The sequence below is a fragment of the Chryseobacterium sp. AC405b genome (genome assembly GCF_979258685.1).
The window spans coordinates 138,745-160,043 of the sequence record NZ_OZ409877.1; the positions used below are offsets into that span (position 1 = coordinate 138,745).

Below are 21,299 nucleotides of genomic sequence, written 5' to 3' on the forward strand. Positions count from 1 at the left end.
ATAAAAAAACCTCCCAAAAAAAAATATTAGGAGGTTTATAATTAATTTAAATATTGATTATTCTGAAATCACATTTCTTTTCTTATATACAACAATCATTGCTATTGCCATAATTAAGAGTGCAGGAATATACTCATCGATAGGAGCTGCATTGGGATCACCCGGACCTGCCGGAGCATCTCCTTCTGCCATTGTTCCCATTTCAGGCTCATCATATACGTAAGGGTTTTCTGACTGATCTGCAAATGCAAGACCTGAAAGAACTAATGAACACATTATTATTATTTTTTTCATAGTTTGTATTATTTAATTATTTTTTTAGAATATTCTTTTCCTGCTGAAGTTGCTTTAATGATATACAATCCTTTTGATTCTAATTTTATACGAACCAATTTAGAATTGCTGTCGATATTTTGCACCTTTCTACCTGCTGCGTCAAATATTTGAATATTCTCAATGTTTTTACTATTTCTTACGAAGAAATCTTCACCTTCTCTATAAACCTCAAAAGTATCTTTCTTAACTTCTGATGTAGCTAAAACATCTAATTTATAAACGATCTCAAATCTGTTAGCAGATTCTCCTGCATTACCTGTGAAAGTGTATGCTTGGTTTTGAAGATTTGTGTAAGTTCCAGTTGTTTTATCATGCAGATAGATTGCTTGTCCGTTTGTGAACAAACCTTCTTTATGAGATAGAGAAACTGTAAAACTTCCGTTTTCAAAATGTTTAGTACCTAATGGAACTACATCATTAATATTAAATGAAGATTTCCCCTGAATAACTAATTTTTCAGTACCTACCAAAGAGTAGAACGCATCAGAACCCATACCCATAGCTTTTGAATCATATACATCATAAGCATCTGAAGCACCTTGACTGTAAGTAACTGCTTGAGTAGCTGTATTTCCGTAAGATGTCGTCAATTTAATCCAGAATTTCCCTGCATTCGCATCTACGTTTTTATTTAACGTAACTCCAGTAGCAGAAGAACGCATTGCGTTTGTGAATGAAACAGAACCTGCGTCAACAGCTTTTACAATAAAAGCCTGACCAGCTTTTGCCACATTTCCTATTGCGTTAAGAGAAGCTGAAGAATACGATGGCGATTGCGTACCTGGAGCTTCAACCCAAGTCGTACCTGCAGGATTCGCTAAATTTACAGTTGCATATCCTACATTTGTAGAAGTGTTACCTGTTTGAGTTGTAACGTTTCCTGTAGTATTATCCCAAAACCATAAGGTTGATCCTATTGCAGTATTATTTGCAGTGTAGAAAGCATTAAGGTCTAAATTTGAAGGGTAAGGATTACCAATTAAATTGAAATTGTTTAAACTACCAGCAGTTCCTACTAAAACAACATTAACAACTCCGTTATTTGGAATTTTATTAGTTCCGCCGAAGCTCAGTCCTGCATTTGTCTGAGGTACTTTTACTGAATACCCTTTTCCTGCATTGCTTGTAAAATTTGCATCTGCATTTGTTACAATGTCATAAAAGTTTGATGTTGTATTGTAAGTCATTACATATTGTGGTGCAGTTCCTGAAGGTGCAGATGTGTAAGCGGTAAACAAATTCTGATCTGCTACCGGAGACGCCCAAAATACATATTTATTTGCTACACTTGTACTGTTTCTGTTTGCAACAAATGAAGATCCTGTTCCTGATGTGTAAGTTGAACCTACAGTTTGAATAAGATTTCCACCATCATTGACGATGATGTTACCATTATTTGAAAGATTTCCTGTTGTAACAGTCTCTCCAGAATTAATAGTTAAAGTGAAAGTAGGATTAACCGTAACAGACTGAGCGGTAAAACCTCCTGCTGTATAGTTACCAGCAATTACAGCATCTGTACTTGCCGTTGGTGTTCCGCCTACCCATTGAGATCCATCCCAAGTTGGAGGTAAAATGGAACTTGTAACAGAAATATTATCAATTTGAAATTTATCTCTAGCTCCTGAACCCGTAGCAGTAGTACCTGCATGATTATAAAAACGTATTCTAGCCGTAGAAGTATTATTAAATTCCGATGGAAGTGCAATAGATGTAATAGAACCTGTGTTGTTACTTACCTTATCTAATAACTGAGCAGCTGATAACTCAGTAAATGTAGTACCATTGGTACTCCAAAAAACTCTGAGAGAAGTCGGACGTGATCCATTGCTATTATCAATTGCTGCCCAGTCGAAACTTAGAGTTTCTGCTTTTCTTCCTGTAAAATTTAACAACAAATCTATTGCTACAGCTTCCGGAGTGCTGGTTGAACCAGTAGAAAGAAACTGTATTGTTCCTGATGGTTTTTGAAGCCCTCCAGATGTTGTCGTTGTGATTGTCGCAGATGTTTTTGTTGTTCTTGTTCCTGATGTCACCTCGTTACCAGTACCACTAATTCCAACACTTTGCCAGTTATTTGCGTCTGTTCCGGTGTAAGTACTTCCACTTACTGTCCAAGTTCCAGACAAGTCCCATGTTTTATCTCCTGAAGACATTAAATAAGCAGTTTGCCCCCATCCCCAAACTGAGAACGTAGTCATCAAAAATGCCATTGACACCTTTGATATTTTTTGTAGTTTTAAATTCATAAAATTATTTTTTTTCGTGAGACAAAACTATGTCATTTTGGAAAAAAAATACCGAACTTAAAATTACATATATATTAATTCTCAACTACTTGCAGAATATTTTCGTACTCGAAACCGCGGCTTAAGAGATATTTAATGGTCTTTGATTTTTTTTGATATAATTGCAATCCCTTTAGTTTTGAAAAGTAATTTTCGTACACTTTTTTGATTATGTTTAAATAATCGTCATCGTCAATTTCGTCAAAACATCTGGTTATTAGCTTTTCTGTGATCCCTTTTTGTTTTAATGAGATTTTAATTTTAATTTTTCCCCAATGTTTCATGTAAAATTTTCCTCTAATGTAACTTCTGGTGAAACGTTCTTCATTCAAATAATTTTCTTTCATCAAATACAAAAGAATTTCCTCCTTCGCTTCGGGAATCAGCACAAACTCTCTCATTTTTTGCTCTACCTCTGCATGACACCGATCCTGATAAACACAATAATTCACCAGTTTCTGCTTGGTTTCTTCAAAAGTAAAAAGTTTTTTTTCCGGCTGCATAGTTTAGTTGATAGTTGATAGTTGATAGTTGATAGTTGATAGTTGATAGTTCAAAATTACAATTTATAAAAAAGAGGCACAAAATACTTTGCACCTCTTTATCTTATTTAATATTACCTAAAGCTAATAGCTAAACGCCATTACCCAAAAGCAGATTAGTAATTGAATAAGGCTTTGCCTTCCATCAATCCGTTTACTTTTTTTCTAACTTCAGAAATTACTTCTTCATTTTTGATATTATCCACCACTTCAGAAATCAATTCTGCAATGGTCTTCATGTCGTTCTCTTTCAAACCTCTTGTCGTAATTGCCGCAGTTCCCAATCTGATCCCGGAAGTTGTAAATGGCGATTTATCATCAAAAGGAACCATATTTTTATTACAGGTAATATCTGCCAGAACCAAAGCTTTCTCAGTTTCTTTTCCGTTTACACCTTTATTTCTAAGGTCAACCAACATCAAATGATTGTCTGTTCCACCGCTCACAATATCAAATCCTAAATCTACCATTGCTTTTGATAAAGCCTGAGCATTAGATTTCACCTGTTTTGCATACGTTAAGAACTGGTCATCAATCGCTTCAGCAAATGCTACAGCTTTTGCTGCGATTACGTGCTCTAAAGGACCACCCTGAATCCCAGGGAAAACAGCGCTGTCTAAAACCTGACTCATCTGTTTGATTTCGCCTTTTGGAGTTTTGTGACCGTAAGTGTTTTCAAAATCTTTACCCATCATGATCATTCCGCCTCTTGGACCTCTTAAAGTCTTGTGAGTGGTTGTAGTTACAACATGACAATGCTCAAATGGATTATTTAAAAGTCCTTTAGCCACCAAACCTGCAGGATGTGCAATATCTGCCCAAAGTGTTGCTCCAATTTCATCTGCAACCTCTCTGAATTTAGCGTAATCTAAATCTCTTGAATATGCCGAAAAACCTGCAATCATCATTTTTGGTCTTTCTCTCAATGCCACTTCTCTCATTTGATCATAATCGATCAAACCGGTTTCCTGCTGAACTCCGTAAGAAACTACTTCATACTGAATTCCAGAAAAGTTTACTGCAGAACCGTGAGTAAGGTGACCTCCCATAGAAAGATCCATCCCCATGATTTTATCACCCGGCTTCAAAACTGCCAGATAAATTGCAGCATTTGCCTGAGAACCGGAGTGTGGCTGAACATTTACATAATCAACTCCGAAAAGCTGCTTTGCTCTTTCGATCGCCAAAGTTTCAACCTCATCTACCACTTCACAACCTCCGTAATATCTTTTTCCCGGATATCCTTCTGCATATTTGTTTGTGAGTATACTTCCCATCGCCTTCATTACATTTTCAGAAACGAAATTTTCTGAAGCAATAAGCTCTAAACCGTGGGATTGTCTTTCTCTTTCTTTTTCGATAAGGTCAAAAATAATATCCATTTACTTGTAAATTTTGATTTTGAACATCAAAAATACGGAATTTCATATAGACTACCATATTCATGATGATGATTTTTAAGCTTTTGATAGGGTAAGCTTTTTTATATTTAATAAAATTTGTTCTTCAGCCATAAACTCGCTCTCACCAATAAAATCAATACAGGAACTTCTACCAAAGGGCCAATCACCCCAACAAATGCTTGTGCAGAATGAATTCCGAAAACAGAAATCGCTACCGCAATCGCCAATTCAAAATTGTTTCCGGTTGCGGTAAATGAGATGGAAGCATTTTTATCATAAGGTACGTTCATCGATTTATTCATGAAAAAACTCACAAAAAACATTAGTACAAAATAAATAATCAACGGGATGGCAACTTTCACCACGTCCATCGGAAGTTCTAAGATTTTATCGCCTTTCAAACTGAACATTAAAACAATAGTAAATAATAAAGCGTATAAAGTTACCGGTGAAATTTTCGGTATAAATTTTCTGTTGTACCACTCTATTCCTTTAGCTTTCACTAAGAAATATCGGCTTAAAAATCCTGCCAGAAAAGGAATTCCCAGGTAGATCAGAACGCTTTCCGTAACATCTTGCATCGGTACAGAAACATTGAAATTTCCCAATCCTAATTTTTGTGGCAAAACATTAATGAACAGCCAAACAAAAAAGCTGTAAGAAAATATTTGAAAAATACTGTTCAATGCCACCAAAAGTGCCGCATATTCCCGGTTTCCTTTGGCTAAATCATTCCAGACAATCACCATTGCAATACATCTTGCCAAACCGATTAAGATTAAACCAATCATATAATCCGGTTCGTTTTTCAGGAAAATTATTGCCAAAACGAACATCAAAACCGGACCGATAATCCAATTGAGGAATAATGATAATGACAGTACTTTTTTATCTTTAAAAGCCATTGGCAAGAGAGAATAATTGACTTTTGCAAGTGGCGGATACATCATCAAAATCAATCCGACAGCTAACGGAATATTGGTGTTTCCCACAGAAAGCGAATTGGTAATTTCTGAAATATTTGGAAATAAAAAACCTAATCCCACTCCAATTGCCATGGCAAGGAAAATCCAAAGCGTAAGAAACCGGTCGAGAAATTTTAATTTTGGCTGCATTAAGTTATTTTTTAATTAAAGAAAAAACATACAGACATTCCATTGCAATCTGGTTGCTTCTTTCAGTATATTTTTCGTCCTGAAGAACAGAATGATCAAAAGATTTCGGATCAAAATAGGTGGTTCCGATTCTCAAATCGCAACCCGGAATAAAAGGACAATTTTCATCAGCATCGCCACAGGTCATTACAGCAACAAAGTTTTCTTTAGGCAAACTTTCATCATCAATGGTTTTAGAAAAACAAAGATTTGATTTTCCTTCACCAAAAATCACTTCATATTTCGGATTGCTTGTTTCGTCTAATTGTTGCACGTCAAAACCTGCTGAAATCAAAGCATTGATAGCATTTTGATTGAAAGCCGTAGCTTCTGTTCCTGCGGAAAAAGTATTGATATTGAAACCGTAAAAATCGGCGGCAACTTTTGACCACACTTGTCCGAGATGACTTCTGCGGGAATTGTGCGTGCAAACGTAAACCAAGCTGACTTCTTGTTCAGAATTTAATTTTTCCTGAATATGATTGGCTAATTTTTCGAGTAAAACTTTACGATCAGCATTGATTTCTTTAAAATTTTTGCTGAGAATTTCGCAACGGTTTTTGATGTTTTGATTCATTATTTAAATAATTTAATTTTAAATAATTTTAACAACATCCACCACCTGGAGTGCAAGAATTTGATGAATCTGCTGTCAATTCAGATAAGTTTTTCTTTTGCTTTTCAGAAGGAATTCCACAAGCATCCTGTGCTAAACAAGCAGTTGTTTTGCTGACCAATACAAAGTTTTTTCCGTTGAATTTCAAATCGTATTTTCCGATGGTATCGCTCTGATATTCAACTTCAATTTCTGAATCTTCAATGCCTAATTTATCTTCAGAAAGTTTGATAATGCTCAACAATTTGCCGGGTTTCAAACGATGTTCAAAATCATCGGCATTCCACAGTTGAAAGCTGACTACTTTTTCTGAACGGATGACACCACCGCAATCGATAAAGTTTTTAGTAATCTGACCGACCTCCGTTACGTGAAAATGTTCCGGAACCATTGTTCCGTTTTCCAATTGAAATTCAACATTTTCTAATGTTGGAAGAATTTCTTTAATAGATGAAAGTTTCATATAATAAGATTTTAATGAAGTTTTTAAAAATGTTATATTGCTATATAACGATGATATTTATATAAAAAAAAGATTTAACAGCAAGATTCAGATTGTGGATCTTGAGTAAAAAACAATCCTAATTCTGTTTGAACGGTTTTCCAAACCTTTTCGTCGATACAATAACACACAGATTTTCCTTCGATAGACCCTTGGATGATTCCGATGTTTTTCAATTCTTTTAAATGTTGCGAAATTGTTGCCTGTGCTAAACCCAGTTCTTCCACCAAATCATTACAGATGCAGGCTTTTTGATTGATGATGTGCTGCAAAATCGCTATACGAGCCGGATGTCCCAAAACCTTGAAAAGCGTAGCCAATCGATTTTGTTTTTCTGTGAAAATTTCAGTTTTAGTAAGTCCCATTTTTGTATTATAACATTGCAATATTACGATATTAAATTATTCTGACAAATTTTTTTTCTGTTTACTATTTTATTTTGCAGGATTTTATGAAAAATAGTTTTAATGAAAACGATATATTTGCATAAATCTTAAATTAGCGGAAATCGTTACAAATTATGGGAAAGAAAAAATATAAAAAACAATTGCTCAACTCTTTAAAATCTCTTGGTGATTCTGAACATCTGATCCTTGAAAGCATGACCAATCTTATGTTACAAGGAGAGCTGAAGAAAAACAACATCAGTTTTGAAGATGGTGATACATTCAGTTTTAAAGACAATATTTTTGATTACAGCGAAGATAAAAATGTAAGAAGACTCGCTAAACTTCGCAGAAAAATGTTGGCAGCTATGAATAAACTGGTTGTAAAAAACAATTTTAAAGATAAAGAAATTAAATTTTTGAGTTAATTTGAAAATCAGTTTTGATTAAAATTCAGGCCAAGAAAACTATTGGTTTTATAGTACAACAAAAAAGTCCCGGAATTTCCGGGACTTTGGTATTTATACGAAAACGAGATTATTTCTTCGCTTTCTCTTTTAATTCTTCTTTATCTTTATCAGACGGATTCCATACTTTTACGTTTGCATTTTTATCAATACCTGAAAGAATCTGTACGTTGATACCGTCACTTGCCCCTAATTTTACAAACACTTTTTTGAATTTTCCGTCCGGTTGTTTCACTTCCACGAAAGCTTTGTCTTTTCCGTTGCTTTTCTCATACTGCACCAAAGATTCATCCAGCAACAAAGCATTTTTCTGTGAGCTCATCACAATTTCTCCGTTTGCAGAAAATCCGGCTCTGATGTACTCATTGCTTGGATTGTAAACATCACCTTCAACCGGGAATTTTATCGTTCCGTTGTTGTCTTTCCCTTTTGGAGCAATCATTGTAAGCCTTCCCGGAAAAGATTTATTCTGCAAAGCACCGATCACAATATTCATATCCATTCCTTGCTTCAGCTTTCCTGCTTGTGCTTCATCAATTTCGCCCTGAAAAATCAATGAATTCAAATTTGCAATTGAACAAATTGTAGTTCCTGCGTTGAAAGAGTTGGCTTCAATTACCTGGCTTCCAACTTTTACGGGAACTTCAAGAACGGTTCCTGCTGCTTTTGAGCGAATTTGAGTCGTTGCCAAACCCTGCAGTTCAGGAGTAGCTCCTGTTTTTACAATTTGCAACCTTTTTTGTGCGGTCTGAAGTTGCTGATTGGCATTCTTCACCCCTTGCTGCATTGAATATAATTGCTGCTGAGAATTCAGATATTCCTGTTTTGAAATCACACCCTGACTGAACAGTTTCTGCTGCATGGCAAACTGCTTTTGCATATTATCAACATTCATTCTCGCATTGCTGATCTGAAGCTGAGAGTTTAAAACTTCCTGTTGCGCATTGTTGACTTCAGCGATATTTGGAATAATTTTTACAGTCGCAATCAATTGACCTGCTTCTACTCTATCTCCTTCATCAACCAATATTTTGTCAATGATTCCTGCAATATTTGGTTTGATTTCAATTTCTTCTTTAGGAATAATTTTTCCTGTTGCCATCACTTTGTCATCCATATTCTGAACGGTCGGTTTTCTGGTAAGGAAAGCTTCACTTTCTGTAGAATTTGATTTCACTAAATAGCTGATTCCGGAAAATAAGGCAAGCGCAAATAAAAGCCCAAGGACGATGTAAATAGCTTTTTTCCAGGTAAACTTCTTTTTCATATAGTAGTATAGTTTATTTTTAAATTTTATTATTAAGGTTCCGATCACAATGCAAGAATGAATTCTTTATTTTCAAATTACTCACTTCTTAATGCTTCAATCGGTCTGATTTTCACTGCTCTCTGTGCCGGAATCATTCCGATGATTAATCCCAGCAAAATCATCACACCCATTGCTGCAAAAACCTCCGAATAATTAACCGTAGGATTATAAAACGGAAATTCATCCTGGTTTTTCGTCATTGCATCAATGATCATCAACATAAATATCCCGAAAATAAATCCCAAAAGTCCTGAAGCTAAAGTGATGACTACGCTTTCCAGCAAAATTTGGTTACGAACTTCAGAAGGTTTTGCTCCTAAAGCTCTTCTGATTCCTATTTCTTTCGTTCGTTCTGTAACGGTAATCAGTAATATATTTGAGATCGCAATAACTCCTGCAAGTATGGTAAGCGTTCCTACGATGATTGTTAAAAGCTGCATTCCTGTTAGAAAGCCTGTTACTTTTTCAAACATTTTTCCGAGGTTAAACGTTCCAAATGCATTGGTATCTTCCGGTGAAACATTGTTTTTCTTTTTAAGCTCTGTTTTGGCGAAATCTTCTACCACTGCAAGATCAGCATCTGGTTTGCTCACAATGGCAAAAAAATCAACTTTATCGCCGTCATTGAACATTTTTGTAAACGTTGAAAGCGGGATGAAAGCTGTTGTGTCATTGTTATTGGGTCCGCCTGCTTGTGCTACTTTGTAAACGCCAATCACATTGAAGAAAAGACCTTTGATGTTGATTGATTTTCCTATAGGATTCTCTTTCTTTTTCGCATCAAAAAAGTTTTTGTAAATACCTTCCCCGATGATCACTACATTTTTGTTTCCGGTGACATCCGCATCGTTAAGATAACGACCGAAAATCAATTTTTTCTCCGAAATTTTATTTCCTACGGGATAATCTCCTGTCAATGTGTACACGGCAGTTTTTCCATTTGCGCTCATTTGCTCACCCGGATTTCCGAAACTTCCTCTGGAATTTTGAGGCGAAATATAATCGATCTGCGGAATTCTTCTTTGCAGTAAATCCATATCCTGTAAATGAAGACTTACTTCTCTTCCTTTAGGAAAACCGTTGTAAGGAATCGATGTATTTTGCGCCCACATAAAAATGGAGTTCGTCGCAAAACCTGAAAACAATTTATCAAAACCGTTTTCCATACCTTTTGCAGCGCCCAAAAGACTTACAAAAAGAAACATTCCCCAACCCACACCAATCATGGTAAGAAACGTACGAAGTTTATTATTCTTCAATGAATAATAAATTTCTTGCCAGGTATCTTTTTTAAATAAAATGTTCATTTTTAAAATGTCAATTTTTTACTTTAATAAGAACGAATTTGCTTTGCTGTGAATTTTGCTTCGCAAGTCAAATTTTAATATTGTGTCAAGCTTAAGCATTCGTTAAGAATTTCATTAAAATTCACAATAGACCATTCACTTTTGTTATTCCGTTCTTAAAGCTTCAATAGGTCTGATTCTGGAAGCTCTGTAGGCAGGAATAAATCCGGCAATCAATCCTGAAAGAACGAGACTTATAAATGCTGCGAAAATCAATCCCCATCCCACACTTGGATCTTTAATAAAATATTTTTCTAAACTGTCTCCAATCAGTTCTAAAGTCAAAACACCAACGCCCACTCCTACAAAACCGGAAATCACAGTGATGACAATACTTTCCTGCATGATTAATGCGACAATACTTTTTGGCTTGGCTCCGATGGCTTTTCTTACTCCGATTTCTTTGGTGCGTTCTTTTACGATGTACACCATGATATTGCTGATTCCGATGATACCGGCAAGCAAAGTACCCATACCAATGAATCCTACAATAATGGTAATCACAAAAAGAAATGTAAAAGAATCCTGCAATCCTTCTGCACGGTTATTGACTCCTACCGCATTCTGATCATCGGGAGAAACTTTTTTTCGGGCTCTTAATTCTTTTTCCAGCTCTTTCCCATACTCAATTGCCTCATTGGGTTGCATTTTTTCATCATAAGCAATGAAAATAGTACTGATCGTATCTGAACCTTTTTTCACCTGTTGAAGTGTTGAAATAGGAACACTGATCATTCTTTCATCCCAATCTCCCCCATCATCACTGAATACACCAATTACTTTATAAATACTTCCGTTGATTTCCAGTTCTTTACCAATAGGATCTCCGTTCTTTATCAGATCTCGCTGTACCATTCTTCCGATGACAGCAACATATTGATTGTTGGCAATATCTCTTTCAGAAATAAATCTTCCGTTCATCAGTTTCCTGTTTTCAATAAAAGCTTCCTGATCATTGGCTCCGGAAATCTGATAGCTTCCACTTTCTTTTCCGTACTTCACAAGAAAATTAGTAGAATATCTGGGAGTTGAGTATTGCACTTTTTCGGGTTGAGATTTTGTCAGGGCTTGATAATCTGAATTATTAAGTGTAATGGTTCTGTCGGCTTGTAAACCTCCGTATGCAATATTGGTACGTCCTGTAAAAATTGTAATCAAATTTTGAGCATCCCTGGTAAAACCTTCCTGAAAAGCATTTTGCAAACCATTCCCTATACCGAAAAGCACAATAAAAATATACAGTCCCAAAGCTACCGTAAAGCCCGAAAGCACCGTCCGCAATACATTACTGCGAATAGAACTGAATATTTCCTGCCAACGATCTAGGTCAAACATATTTTCTTAATTAAATGATTAAAAAATTTAAAGATTAAAAAAATTAATGACTTTAAATTTTCAGTTGATTTTATTTTAATTACAAAACAATCTGTTTTATATACTCATCACTCTCAATGATTCCGTCTCTAAGAATGACGTTTCTTTTGGTTTGTGCTGCAACATCTGGTTCGTGGGTCACGACGATGATCGTTTTTCCTTCGTTGTTGATGTCCTGAAGGAGTTTCATAATATCGTGGGTTGTTTTAGAATCTAATGCTCCGGTAGGTTCATCCGCCAAAACAACTTTTGGATTGGTAATTAATGCTCTTGCAATCGCAACCCTTTGCTTTTGACCACCTGAAAGTTCGTTTGGAAGGTGCGTTGCCCATTGTGCCAAACCTACTTTTTCCAAATATTCCATTGCTTTTTGGTTACGCTCTTTTCTCGGTACATTTTGATAGTATAAAGGAAGTGCAACATTATCCAAAGCAGTTTTGTACCCTATTAAATTAAAAGACTGAAAAACAAAACCAAGAAATTTTGAACGGTATTCAGCAGCTTTTACTTCATTAAGGTGTTCAATCGGAATTCCATCAAGATCATAAACCCCGCTGTCTTTTTCATCTAAAATTCCGATGATATTCAGCAAAGTTGATTTTCCTGAACCCGAACTTCCCATAATAGAGACAAATTCACCTTCATCAATAGTAAGATTAATACCTTTGAGAACGTGCAGTTTACTCTTGCCCGTGTCGTATGATTTATGTAGATCCTGAATTACTAACATTGAGTGATTACTGTTTTTGTTCCCAATAAGTAGTATATATTTTCAATTTGTTACAAGAATAAAAAAATCTTTAAAAAAAAGGCTGTTTAACTAATAAATACCTCAATACCAAATATTTAAAATAAAGTGTTTAAGTACAAACTTAACATAACTTAGTTTTACACTGGTTAAGTATCTCTAAACCAATATCAGAGCGAGTTTCATGTAAATGTGGAAAACTTTTAAGGTTAAAAGTCAATCAATTACTCTTTACCCCTTTTAAAATCAGTCTGCGTTGTCTAACTTTGTGCTTAGCACGTAACAAGAAATGAATACAAAACACTGTTGAGTTATTTTAAGCATAAAAACCAACATATCAAAAGGTTATCCGTTTCCTGAACTTCAATACAGTGATCATTTTAATAAATTTTAAAGACATTACAATTTACATATGGGAATTTTTGACAAAAGAATAAGCTACAAGCCATTTGAGTATCCTGAAGTTCTTCAGTTTACAGAAGCGATCAACAAATCATTCTGGGTACACTCGGAGGTTGATTTCACGGCAGACGTTCAGGATTTTCAGTCGCAGCTGGAGCCGCACGAGAAAAATGCGGTAAAAAATGCACTTTTAGCGATTGCCCAAATTGAAGTTTCGGTAAAGTCATTCTGGGGAAACCTTTACAACCACTTACCAAAACCTGAATTAAATGGTTTAGGATCCACATTCGCTGAATGTGAATTTCGTCATTCTGAAGCGTATTCTCGTTTGTTGGAAGTTTTGGGATACAACGAAGAATTCACCCACGTTGTAGAAGTTCCTGCGTTAAAGAAAAGAATTGATTTCTTATCCAATGTGTTGAAACACGCAAACTCTGCAACTCCAAAAGAATATGTTTCCTCTTTGCTTTTATTCAGCATTCTTATTGAGAATGTGTCTTTGTTCTCACAGTTTGCCATTATTTTATCCTTCACAAGATTTAAAGGTTTCCTGAAAAATGTTTCCAATATTATTGCGTGGACGTCTATTGATGAGCAGATTCATGCAAACGGCGGAATCTACCTGATCAATAAAATCCGTGAAGAACAGCCGGATCTTTTAACCGATTCTGATATTGAAGATATTTATACTTTGGTCGACCAATCTATTGAGCTTGAAGGAGAAATTCTTGACTGGATCTTTGAAATGGGCGAACTGGATAAATTCTCTAAAGAAGATCTGATTAACTTTATGAAATACCGTGTTGACGAAAGTTTAACCAAAATCAACATGGACAAACGTTACAACACCACTGCAGAGCAATACAGCCCGATGAAATGGTTTGAAGAAGAAGTTTTCGCCAATTCTATGGATGATTTCTTTGCAAAAAGACCGGTAGATTATACAAAGCATGATAAGAGTATTACGGCGAATGATCTTTTTTAAGAATGAATAATTTAGAATACGCTAAACAGCAACTAGATCGTTTTTATCTTGACATTAAAGAACATGGAAGACAAAATCCATCCTATCCTTTTATACAGAGTTATTCGGAAAATTTATTGAATTTAATTTCATATATAAGAGAAAATGATAAAATAATGGATACCACATTATTATCTCTATGGATGGAAGCGGATATATTAAAAGCAGATATTCCTGGAGAGTTACATGATGATTATAAAAAGGGAAATAAAAGATATAGAGAAAATTGGCAGACTCAAAAGAGAAAAATTGATAATGTCACATCAGAACTTTACGATCATCTTAGCAAACTTTCTGATTTCAGTTAAATTGAAAATCGGCTTTTACTAATTCAATGATTAAACAGTTAGTATTAGAGATGTCATGCTGAGCTTGTCGAAGCATCTGCACAAAAGATGAGATTGCTTCGTTCCTAGCAATGACGGTGAAAAATAAATATCTCAACCAAACCTCATAGGTTTTAGAAACCTATGAAGTTTGATAAGAATATCAATAGAAACGGGCTTTAGCCCGTTTTCAAAAGAAAAAAATTTCATTGGCTTTAGCCAAGACTTAAAGAACTAGAAACGAAACAGTTAGTATTAGAGATGTCATGCTGAGTTTGTCGAAGCATCTACGAAAAAAATGAGATTGTTTCGTTCCTCGCAATCACAAAGTGGTCGCAATGACGAGATTCAGAAGTAAAGAAAACAAACCGTCGTCTTAGCCCTGATTGAGCGGTATGTTTGAGCTCTTTTTCTTTGCAAAAGAAAAAAGCGAGTAGTGAAAGCAGGTACACAAGTGAGAAGAAAGACAAAACTTTCTGCTCCTAAAAATTAATAAAACAATGCATATTGCATTTTACAATATAGAAAATGGAAGAACAAAAAAACGATATCTGGTGGCTCAACGAAGAATCTGAGCAAATGCTGAACAGAGGTTACCTTCTGAAAGGGGAAACCGTAGACGGTGCAATCGACAGAATCACCACTGCCGCAGCAAAAAAACTATACAAACCTGAACTTCAGCCGGCTTTTAAGGAGATGATCATGAAAGGATGGATCAGTTTTTCTTCTCCGGTCTGGGCAAATATGGGAACGCAGAGAGGTCTTCCAATCTCTTGTTTCAACGTGCATATTCCGGACAGCATTGAAGGAATTACCCACAAAATGGGCGAAGTAATCATGCAGACGAAAATCGGGGGCGGAACTTCGGGATATTTCGGGGAACTGCGTAACAGAGGAACTGCGGTAACCGATAACGGAAAATCTTCTGGTGCAGTTTCGTTCATGAAATTGTTTGACACTTCGATGGATGTCGTTTCTCAGGGCGGTGTAAGAAGAGGTGCTTTTGCAGCCTATCTTGATGTAGACCACGGCGATATTGAAGAATTTTTATCCATTAAAGACATCGGTAGTCCGATTCAGAATCTTTTTACAGGAATCTGCGTACCGGATTACTGGATGCAGGATATGATTGACGGTGATGCCGACAAACGTAAAATCTGGGCAAGAGTTTTAGAAAGCCGTCAGCAAAAAGGTCTTCCGTACATTTTCTTTACCGATAACGTCAACAGAAATAAACCGCAAGTTTATAAAGATCTTGGATTAACGATTAATGCGAGTAATCTTTGTTCGGAAATTATGCTTCCGTCTACCAGAGAAGAATCTTTCATCTGCTGTCTGTCTTCTATGAATTTAGAGTTATATGACGAGTGGAAAGATACGAACGCAGTACAGTTGGCAATTTATTTCCTTGATGCTGTTTTATCTGAATTTATAGAAAAAACCGAAGGAAATTATTACCTACAGGGAGCGAGAGACTTTGCAATGCGTCACAGAGCACTTGGTTTAGGAGTTTTGGGTTACCATTCTTACCTTCAGAAAAATATGATTCCTTTTGAGAGTTTTGAAGCAACACAGTTTAATGCAAGAGCTTTCAAACACATCAGAGCTCAGGCAGATATTGCATCAAAAGAACTGGCAAACATCTATGGTGAGCCGGAACTTCTGAAAGGTTACGGAATGAGAAATACAACCGTAATGGCGATTGCTCCAACTACTTCAAGTTCTGCAATTTTGGGACAGACTTCTCCCGGAATCGAGCCTTTTGCATCCAATTATTACAAAGCTGGCTTGGCGAAAGGAAACTTTATGCGTAAGAATAAATATTTGGCTAAATTGTTGGAAGAAAAAGGTCTAGACAATGAAGATACGTGGAGAACAATTATGCTGAACCACGGATCTGTTCAGCACTTAAACGAACTGACTGACGAAGAAAAAGCAGTATTCAAAACGTTCAAGGAAATTTCTCCGATGGAGATTATTTCTCAGGCTGCACAAAGACAGCAATACATCGATCAGGCACAGTCTCTGAACTTACAGATTCCGTCTACGATGCCTGTGAAAGACGTCAATTATCTTTACATCGAAGCTTGGAAGAAAGGGGTGAAAACTTTATACTACCAAAGAAGTTCGTCTGTTTCTAAGGAAATGATGGTGAATTTTGTGAGCTGTTCGGCTTGTGAAGCTTAATGTAAGTAAAAAGACAGAAGTTTAAAGAGCAGTTTTTAGGCTTTAAATAATATTAAACCGTAGGAATTATTTCTGCGGTTTATATTAAAAAATAAATGTAAAATAAACTTTACACATTGTAAAATATTTATTACATTTGAGTATCAAAAAATTACATACATGAATACTTTACAACTTTTACCGAACCGTTTTAAAAATATCGGCTGGTTTATTTTTATTCCGTCACTTATTTTAGGATTGATCTCTTTTTCCGGAGTTTTGAATTTTGAAATATCTTTCCCCGTGATCTACAATTCAGGATATTTTAGTAGCGTAAACAGCGGTTTCCTGAAAACTGCCCAAATTGATTTATTCCCAAATTTATTTGGGATTCTAATCATCATCGGCGGAATTCTCGTAGGATTTTCAAAAGAGAAAATTGAAGATGAATATATTTCAAGCCTACGTCTGAAATCCGTTTTCTGGAGTCTTACCGTAACCTACTCTATCATCCTGATCCTTTTTCTGACTATTTTTGGAATCCTTTTTTTTACGGTCATGATCGTTATTATCTTTTTGCCGTTGGTTCTGTATATTTTCAGATTTAATTATTTATTACTCAAAAAATGAAAAACAGCATTAAGGTGGAAAGAGCCATTAAAAATATAACACAGGAAGATTTAGCAAAAATAATAGGCGTTTCCCGGCAAACCATTAACGCCATGGAAGCCGGAAAATATGTTCCTTCAACGGTTTTAGCTTTGAAAATTGCGAGATATTTTGACAAGAACGTGGAAGATATTTTTGAGTTGGAGGATGAAGACTGAAATTTGTTTGCACCGACCCTAAAGGGAGCAAATTTCAAATTAGATGAAGTCTTGTGATCAAAAATCCTCCCTTTGGGTCGGGGTAAAGGTTTTTGATTTGAATAAATGTCTTATTTTTATTAAAAAACACAATGAAAAAAATAAAACCAAATTATGATGATGGTATGTGGAAAGGTGCGCCCAAAAGTTCATTTTTAAAAGCAAATTCTTTAAGAATTAATGAAACTGAGGCAGAGAAAATTCTTTGGGGAAAATTGAGAAATAATCAATTGCGAGGTTTCAAATTCAGAAGATAGCATCCAGTCGATTTGTACATTGCTGATTTTTATTGCCACAAAACGAAACTAATCATAGAATTTGATGGAGAGTATCACAATGTTGCGGAGCAGATAGAAAAGGATAAAGAACGAACTCAAATTTTAGAAAGTCATGGACTTCATGTTATTCGTTTCGCAAATCATGAAATTCAGGAAAATTTAGATGAAATTATTTCTAAAATATCTTTAAAAATTGATAAGATTATCAATGACAAAGATTCAAATGAATCGCATTAATTTATTTATATTTGTTTAAAACTAAACCTTCCCACTAAAAACTAAGTCAAATGAAATTCGGACAAGTAGAAGATCCTTCAAAGATAGATTTTACATTACCAAAAGATCATTCAAGAACCAAAGAAATTTTAAAGCAAAATAAAAAAGGGCTCGAAAACATCTCCATTGGTTGTGCTAAATGGAATAAAACAGACTTGAAAGGTTTCTATCCCAAAGGAACAAAAGACGAACTGACGTATTATGCTACACAATTCAATTCTATAGAACTGAATGCCACATTTTATAGCCTTCCATCTTCTGAACAGGTTTTGACATGGAAAGAAAAAACTCCAGAAGATTTTAAATTTTTCCCGAAAATCACCAATACAGTTTCGCATTTCAGAAGACTGTTGAATATTGATGACGTCGTGACTCAGTTTGCAACGGCGGTTCTCAATTTTGATGAAAAACTGGGAATGGTTTTTTTACAGCTTCACGATAACTTTAAGCCAAAAGATTACGAAAGACTAGAACAGTTTGTTAATAAATGGCCCAAAGAAGTACCTTTAGCGATAGAACTCAGAAATACAGAATGGTTTACAGATGAAGAAATTTTCGATAAAACATGCGATCTTTTTGAAGAAAATAACATTACAAATATCATCGTTGATACTGCCGGAAGAAGAGATATGCTTCATATGAGAATGACAACCACAAGTGCATTCATTCGATATGTCGGAGCCAATGCCGAAAGTGATTACGAGAGATTGGATGATTGGTTAAAACATCTCACAAAATGGAAAAAAGAAGGTTTACAGAATTTATATTTTTTCGTTCATCAGAATCTTGAAAAAGCTTCGCCTTTACTTTCTGCTTATCTCATTGAAAACATGAATAAAGAATGGAAAACAGATTTACCCGTTCCTAAAATGGGACAGGAAAATATGCCGAGCTTATTTTAAGAATAAGAGTTATTTTTTTCTCACCATCAAAGAAATATTCAAAAATATCAACAAAAAACAGAGCGTCACCCAAATTCCTAACTGGATATTTTCAAAGTTGTAGGTTTCCACATGCTTTTTTGCCTGTTCGGAAAGCTTCTCACTTTGAATGATATAGTTTTGGACCTCAATGATTTGATCCATATTTTTATTAGGAATGGCGTGTTGGGAAAAATAAACCATATTTTTCTTTCCCAGATAACCTACGATCCAGTATTGGTCTGATTTGGTTAGCTTTAAATGCTCAATACGATAATATTCCGGGCGAACATTTCCTATATGCTTTGTTTCAAAAGTTCCGCTTTTATCGAGATTATTGACATTGATTACATAAAAATCTAATGGCTGCGGAAGTTTATTAATAACCTGCAACGAAACCGAATCTTTTACAATCCCAATCGAGCTTTTTTTGATAAACCAATATGTAAAAAGGGAAATCGAAAAGACTAAAGTACTTATTCGAAACACTTTAGCCCATTTGGCAAACTGACCGACTTTCACTTTAAACAAAAAAAGCGAAAAAATCAGTGAAAAAAAAATGATTGAAATAATGAATCCCATGGTGCAAAGGTAATTATTTTCAATATTTTTGCAGAAATAAGAATCAAACAATGAGAAAAATTTTACACTTATTACTTTTATTCATTACCATTTTTGGAAAATCACAAGTCGGATTTGAAAAAGGAACAATTATCTCAAATGAAGGAATAAAAAAAGAAGTATTAATCAAAAACATGGGATGGGTTAATACTCCAACTTCAATAATCTATAAAACCAATAAAAATTCTAATGAAGAATATGGAAACCCTAAAAACATTAAAGAATTTCATATTTATGAAAATAAGAAATTTGTTTCATATGATGGTCCGGTAGATAAATCATCGTACAAGCTAACAGAACTTTCTAATAAATATGAACCAGAATATTTTTCAGATATAATATTCCTTGAAGAAGTTACTGGTGGGAAAAAAAAATTGTTCATTTATAACAATAAAAGTTTAATAAAGTTTTTTGTTAAAGATGAAGATTCAGCTTATATACCATTGATATTCAAGAAATACAACCCAAATGGTGATACATATTCTATCGCTACCAACAATACTTATTTATCGCAGTTGAAAAATATCTTTGGAGATAATAATGAAGTACTTAAACTTATACCAAAAACAAGATACTTAGAGAAAGATTTAGTTAGTTTATTCAACCTTTACAATAAGAATTTAAAAACTGAAATTTCAAAATCTTCAACTGATATAGTTGATCATATAAAACGTAAATCAAATTTAAGAATGAACATAAGACCAGGATTAAATATTTATTCACCTGTTGATGTTAATCTAACAATTGAAAATTCTGGATTTTCTGGCAAATCTTCTTACAGAATTGGTGCAGAGGCCGAATTACTTTTGCCATTTAATAAAAATAAATGGTCTTTAATAGTTGAGCCAACTTTTTCAAATTACTCTTCTAACGTTGCTACAATAAAAAGTAACAATGGCATTTATGACATAAGTTTCAGGAAATTTTCTTTCTTAAATATACCTATAGGTGTTAGACATTATATGTATCTCAATAAAAAGTCAGCATTTTTTTTAAATGCAAAAGCAAACGTACTTACTCTTAATTTGAGTGAAAAAGAAAACATAAGATTTGCTTATCAAGATCAGGATTTTTTAAGAGTTAATTTTAAGAATGTTATCAATTTGAAAAGTTTTTGTTTAGGTGCTGGATTCTCATATGACAAATTTAGCATTGAAGCCAATTTTACTACATCCGCAAACCTTGTTGATCAAAATCTAAATGCTCCAATACAAGCAAATCTAAAATACATTTCATTTGTTCTAGGATATAGAATTTTTTAATCAACATTCCATTCTTTATAAAACTGGTCGAGGAAAGTCAGCATAAAATCATGTCTTTCTTCGGCTATTTTTTTTCCTTCTTCGGTATTCATCAAATCTTTCAGTAACAATAGTTTTTCATAAAAATGATTGATGGTGGTTCCGTTTGATTTTTTATATTCGTTTTTCGACATATTTGATTGCGGCTTTAGATCAGGATGATACATCAGATTATTTTTGAAACCACCAAAATTAAACGTACGCCCAATTCCAATTGCTCCGATTGCATCGATGCGATCTGCATCCTGTACAATTTTTAACTCTATTGGCAAATCTTTCGGCGCTTCTCCTCTATTTTTAAAGGAAATATTCTGAATTATGAATACAACCTGCTGAATAACTTCTTCATCAACATTTTGACCTTCAAGAAATTCTCTTGAAATTTTTAAAGCTAAAGTCTCATCACCATTGTGGAATTTCGGGTCGGCAATATCATGCAACAATGCCGAAAGTTCTACAACTTCCAGATTACAATTTTCAGTTTTTGCGATCTTTTTTGAAAGTTTCCAGACTCTTTCAATGTGAAACCAGTCGTGACCGGCTTCCGCACCTTCAAGTTTTTGTTTTACGAATTGCACTGTGTTTTCTATGATGTTGCTCATTTTTAGTTTTAATTATTCTTACGATTACTATACTTTTAAACCACCC

The 21,299-nt window shown here is 34.7% G+C and carries 22 protein-coding genes and 1 pseudogene; 9 read left to right on the plus strand and 14 right to left on the minus strand.

From position 1 onward, the window contains the following. Positions 1-57: 57 nt before the first annotated feature. From ACZZZA_RS00690 to ACZZZA_RS00725, 8 genes are all read right to left on the minus strand, one after another. Positions 58-294, minus strand: coding sequence for a hypothetical protein (locus ACZZZA_RS00690; protein WP_463429356.1), 237 nt, complete (start codon positions 292-294; stop codon positions 58-60). Positions 295-302: 8 nt separating this feature from the next. Next, complete coding sequence (locus ACZZZA_RS00695) at positions 303-2,585, minus strand: T9SS type A sorting domain-containing protein (RefSeq protein WP_463429357.1); 2,283 nt, start codon at positions 2,583-2,585, stop codon at positions 303-305. A gap of 74 nt (positions 2,586-2,659) precedes the next feature. Continuing rightward, complete coding sequence (locus ACZZZA_RS00700) at positions 2,660-3,127, minus strand: regulatory protein RecX (protein WP_463429358.1); 468 nt, start codon at positions 3,125-3,127, stop codon at positions 2,660-2,662. A gap of 155 nt (positions 3,128-3,282) precedes the next feature. Beyond that, positions 3,283-4,548: a serine hydroxymethyltransferase gene (gene glyA / locus ACZZZA_RS00705; protein ID WP_463429359.1), complete on the minus strand. Its 1,266-nt coding sequence runs from the start codon at positions 4,546-4,548 to the stop codon at positions 3,283-3,285. Positions 4,549-4,655: 107 nt separating this feature from the next. Beyond that, positions 4,656-5,684 carry an ACR3 family arsenite efflux transporter gene (gene arsB / locus ACZZZA_RS00710; RefSeq protein ID WP_463429360.1) on the minus strand — a complete coding sequence of 343 codons (1,029 nt, stop codon included), beginning with the start codon at positions 5,682-5,684 and terminating at the stop codon, positions 4,656-4,658. 4 nt (positions 5,685-5,688) lie between these two features. Continuing rightward, positions 5,689-6,300, minus strand: coding sequence for a low molecular weight phosphatase family protein (locus tag ACZZZA_RS00715; protein ID WP_463429361.1), 612 nt, complete (start codon positions 6,298-6,300; stop codon positions 5,689-5,691). A gap of 28 nt (positions 6,301-6,328) precedes the next feature. Continuing rightward, on the minus strand, positions 6,329-6,802 hold the full coding sequence (locus ACZZZA_RS00720) for a DUF6428 family protein (protein WP_463429362.1): 474 nt from the start codon (positions 6,800-6,802) through the stop codon (positions 6,329-6,331). 74 nt (positions 6,803-6,876) lie between these two features. Beyond that, complete coding sequence (locus ACZZZA_RS00725; RefSeq protein WP_463429363.1) at positions 6,877-7,206, minus strand: ArsR/SmtB family transcription factor; 330 nt, start codon at positions 7,204-7,206, stop codon at positions 6,877-6,879. A 155-nt stretch (positions 7,207-7,361) separates the two neighbouring features. Here ACZZZA_RS00725 and ACZZZA_RS00730 point away from each other — a divergent pair, with 155 nt between their 5' ends. Then, the gene (locus ACZZZA_RS00730; protein WP_463429364.1) at positions 7,362-7,655 is read left to right on the plus strand and encodes a hypothetical protein; all 294 of its coding nucleotides are present in this window, start codon (positions 7,362-7,364) and stop codon (positions 7,653-7,655) included. A 109-nt stretch (positions 7,656-7,764) separates the two neighbouring features. On the opposite strand, the gene ACZZZA_RS00735 is transcribed toward ACZZZA_RS00730, so the two are convergent. The 4 genes from ACZZZA_RS00735 to ACZZZA_RS00750 form a co-directional block, all read right to left on the minus strand. Next, complete coding sequence (locus tag ACZZZA_RS00735) at positions 7,765-8,961, minus strand: efflux RND transporter periplasmic adaptor subunit (protein ID WP_463429365.1); 1,197 nt, start codon at positions 8,959-8,961, stop codon at positions 7,765-7,767. 77 nt (positions 8,962-9,038) lie between these two features. Further along, complete coding sequence (locus ACZZZA_RS00740) at positions 9,039-10,310, minus strand: ABC transporter permease (RefSeq protein ID WP_463429366.1); 1,272 nt, start codon at positions 10,308-10,310, stop codon at positions 9,039-9,041. A 144-nt stretch (positions 10,311-10,454) separates the two neighbouring features. Continuing rightward, positions 10,455-11,684 carry an ABC transporter permease gene (locus ACZZZA_RS00745; RefSeq protein ID WP_463429367.1) on the minus strand — a complete coding sequence of 410 codons (1,230 nt, stop codon included), beginning with the start codon at positions 11,682-11,684 and terminating at the stop codon, positions 10,455-10,457. 79 nt (positions 11,685-11,763) lie between these two features. Then, the gene (locus ACZZZA_RS00750; RefSeq protein ID WP_463429368.1) at positions 11,764-12,453 is read right to left on the minus strand and encodes an ABC transporter ATP-binding protein; all 690 of its coding nucleotides are present in this window, start codon (positions 12,451-12,453) and stop codon (positions 11,764-11,766) included. Positions 12,454-12,883: 430 nt separating this feature from the next. Here ACZZZA_RS00750 and ACZZZA_RS00755 point away from each other — a divergent pair, with 430 nt between their 5' ends. From ACZZZA_RS00755 to ACZZZA_RS00785, 7 genes and pseudogenes are all read left to right on the plus strand, one after another. Further along, positions 12,884-13,858, plus strand: coding sequence for a ribonucleotide-diphosphate reductase subunit beta (locus ACZZZA_RS00755; RefSeq protein WP_463429369.1), 975 nt, complete (start codon positions 12,884-12,886; stop codon positions 13,856-13,858). A 2-nt stretch (positions 13,859-13,860) separates the two neighbouring features. After that, entirely contained in the window at positions 13,861-14,205 is a 345-nt protein-coding gene (locus ACZZZA_RS00760) for a hypothetical protein (RefSeq protein ID WP_463429370.1), read from the plus strand. A gap of 546 nt (positions 14,206-14,751) precedes the next feature. Beyond that, a complete protein-coding gene (locus tag ACZZZA_RS00765; protein ID WP_463429371.1) occupies positions 14,752-16,410 on the plus strand; it encodes a ribonucleoside-diphosphate reductase subunit alpha in 1,659 nt (552 codons plus the stop codon). A 159-nt stretch (positions 16,411-16,569) separates the two neighbouring features. Beyond that, a complete protein-coding gene (locus ACZZZA_RS00770) occupies positions 16,570-17,019 on the plus strand; it encodes a hypothetical protein (RefSeq protein ID WP_463429372.1) in 450 nt (149 codons plus the stop codon). Beyond that, positions 17,016-17,216, plus strand: coding sequence for a helix-turn-helix transcriptional regulator (locus ACZZZA_RS00775; protein ID WP_463429373.1), 201 nt, complete (start codon positions 17,016-17,018; stop codon positions 17,214-17,216). The genes ACZZZA_RS00770 and ACZZZA_RS00775 overlap by 4 nt, the downstream gene beginning before the upstream one ends. Before the next feature lie 164 nt (positions 17,217-17,380). Next, positions 17,381-17,770 (plus strand): annotated as a pseudogene (locus ACZZZA_RS00780) (endonuclease domain-containing protein). Positions 17,771-17,820: 50 nt separating this feature from the next. After that, the gene (locus tag ACZZZA_RS00785) at positions 17,821-18,711 is read left to right on the plus strand and encodes a DUF72 domain-containing protein (RefSeq protein WP_463429374.1); all 891 of its coding nucleotides are present in this window, start codon (positions 17,821-17,823) and stop codon (positions 18,709-18,711) included. Positions 18,712-18,720: 9 nt separating this feature from the next. On the opposite strand, the gene ACZZZA_RS00790 is transcribed toward ACZZZA_RS00785, so the two are convergent. Continuing rightward, on the minus strand, positions 18,721-19,218 hold the full coding sequence (locus ACZZZA_RS00790; RefSeq protein WP_463429375.1) for a hypothetical protein: 498 nt from the start codon (positions 19,216-19,218) through the stop codon (positions 18,721-18,723). A 143-nt stretch (positions 19,219-19,361) separates the two neighbouring features. On the opposite strand from ACZZZA_RS00790, the gene ACZZZA_RS00795 reads away from it, so the two are divergent. Further along, positions 19,362-20,612 carry an outer membrane beta-barrel protein gene (locus tag ACZZZA_RS00795; protein WP_463429376.1) on the plus strand — a complete coding sequence of 417 codons (1,251 nt, stop codon included), beginning with the start codon at positions 19,362-19,364 and terminating at the stop codon, positions 20,610-20,612. On the opposite strand, the gene ACZZZA_RS00800 is transcribed toward ACZZZA_RS00795, so the two are convergent. Next, complete coding sequence (locus ACZZZA_RS00800) at positions 20,609-21,253, minus strand: HD domain-containing protein (RefSeq protein ID WP_463429377.1); 645 nt, start codon at positions 21,251-21,253, stop codon at positions 20,609-20,611. The two genes, ACZZZA_RS00795 and ACZZZA_RS00800, sit on opposite strands and share 4 nt — an antisense overlap. Positions 21,254-21,299: the final 46 nt, after the last annotated feature.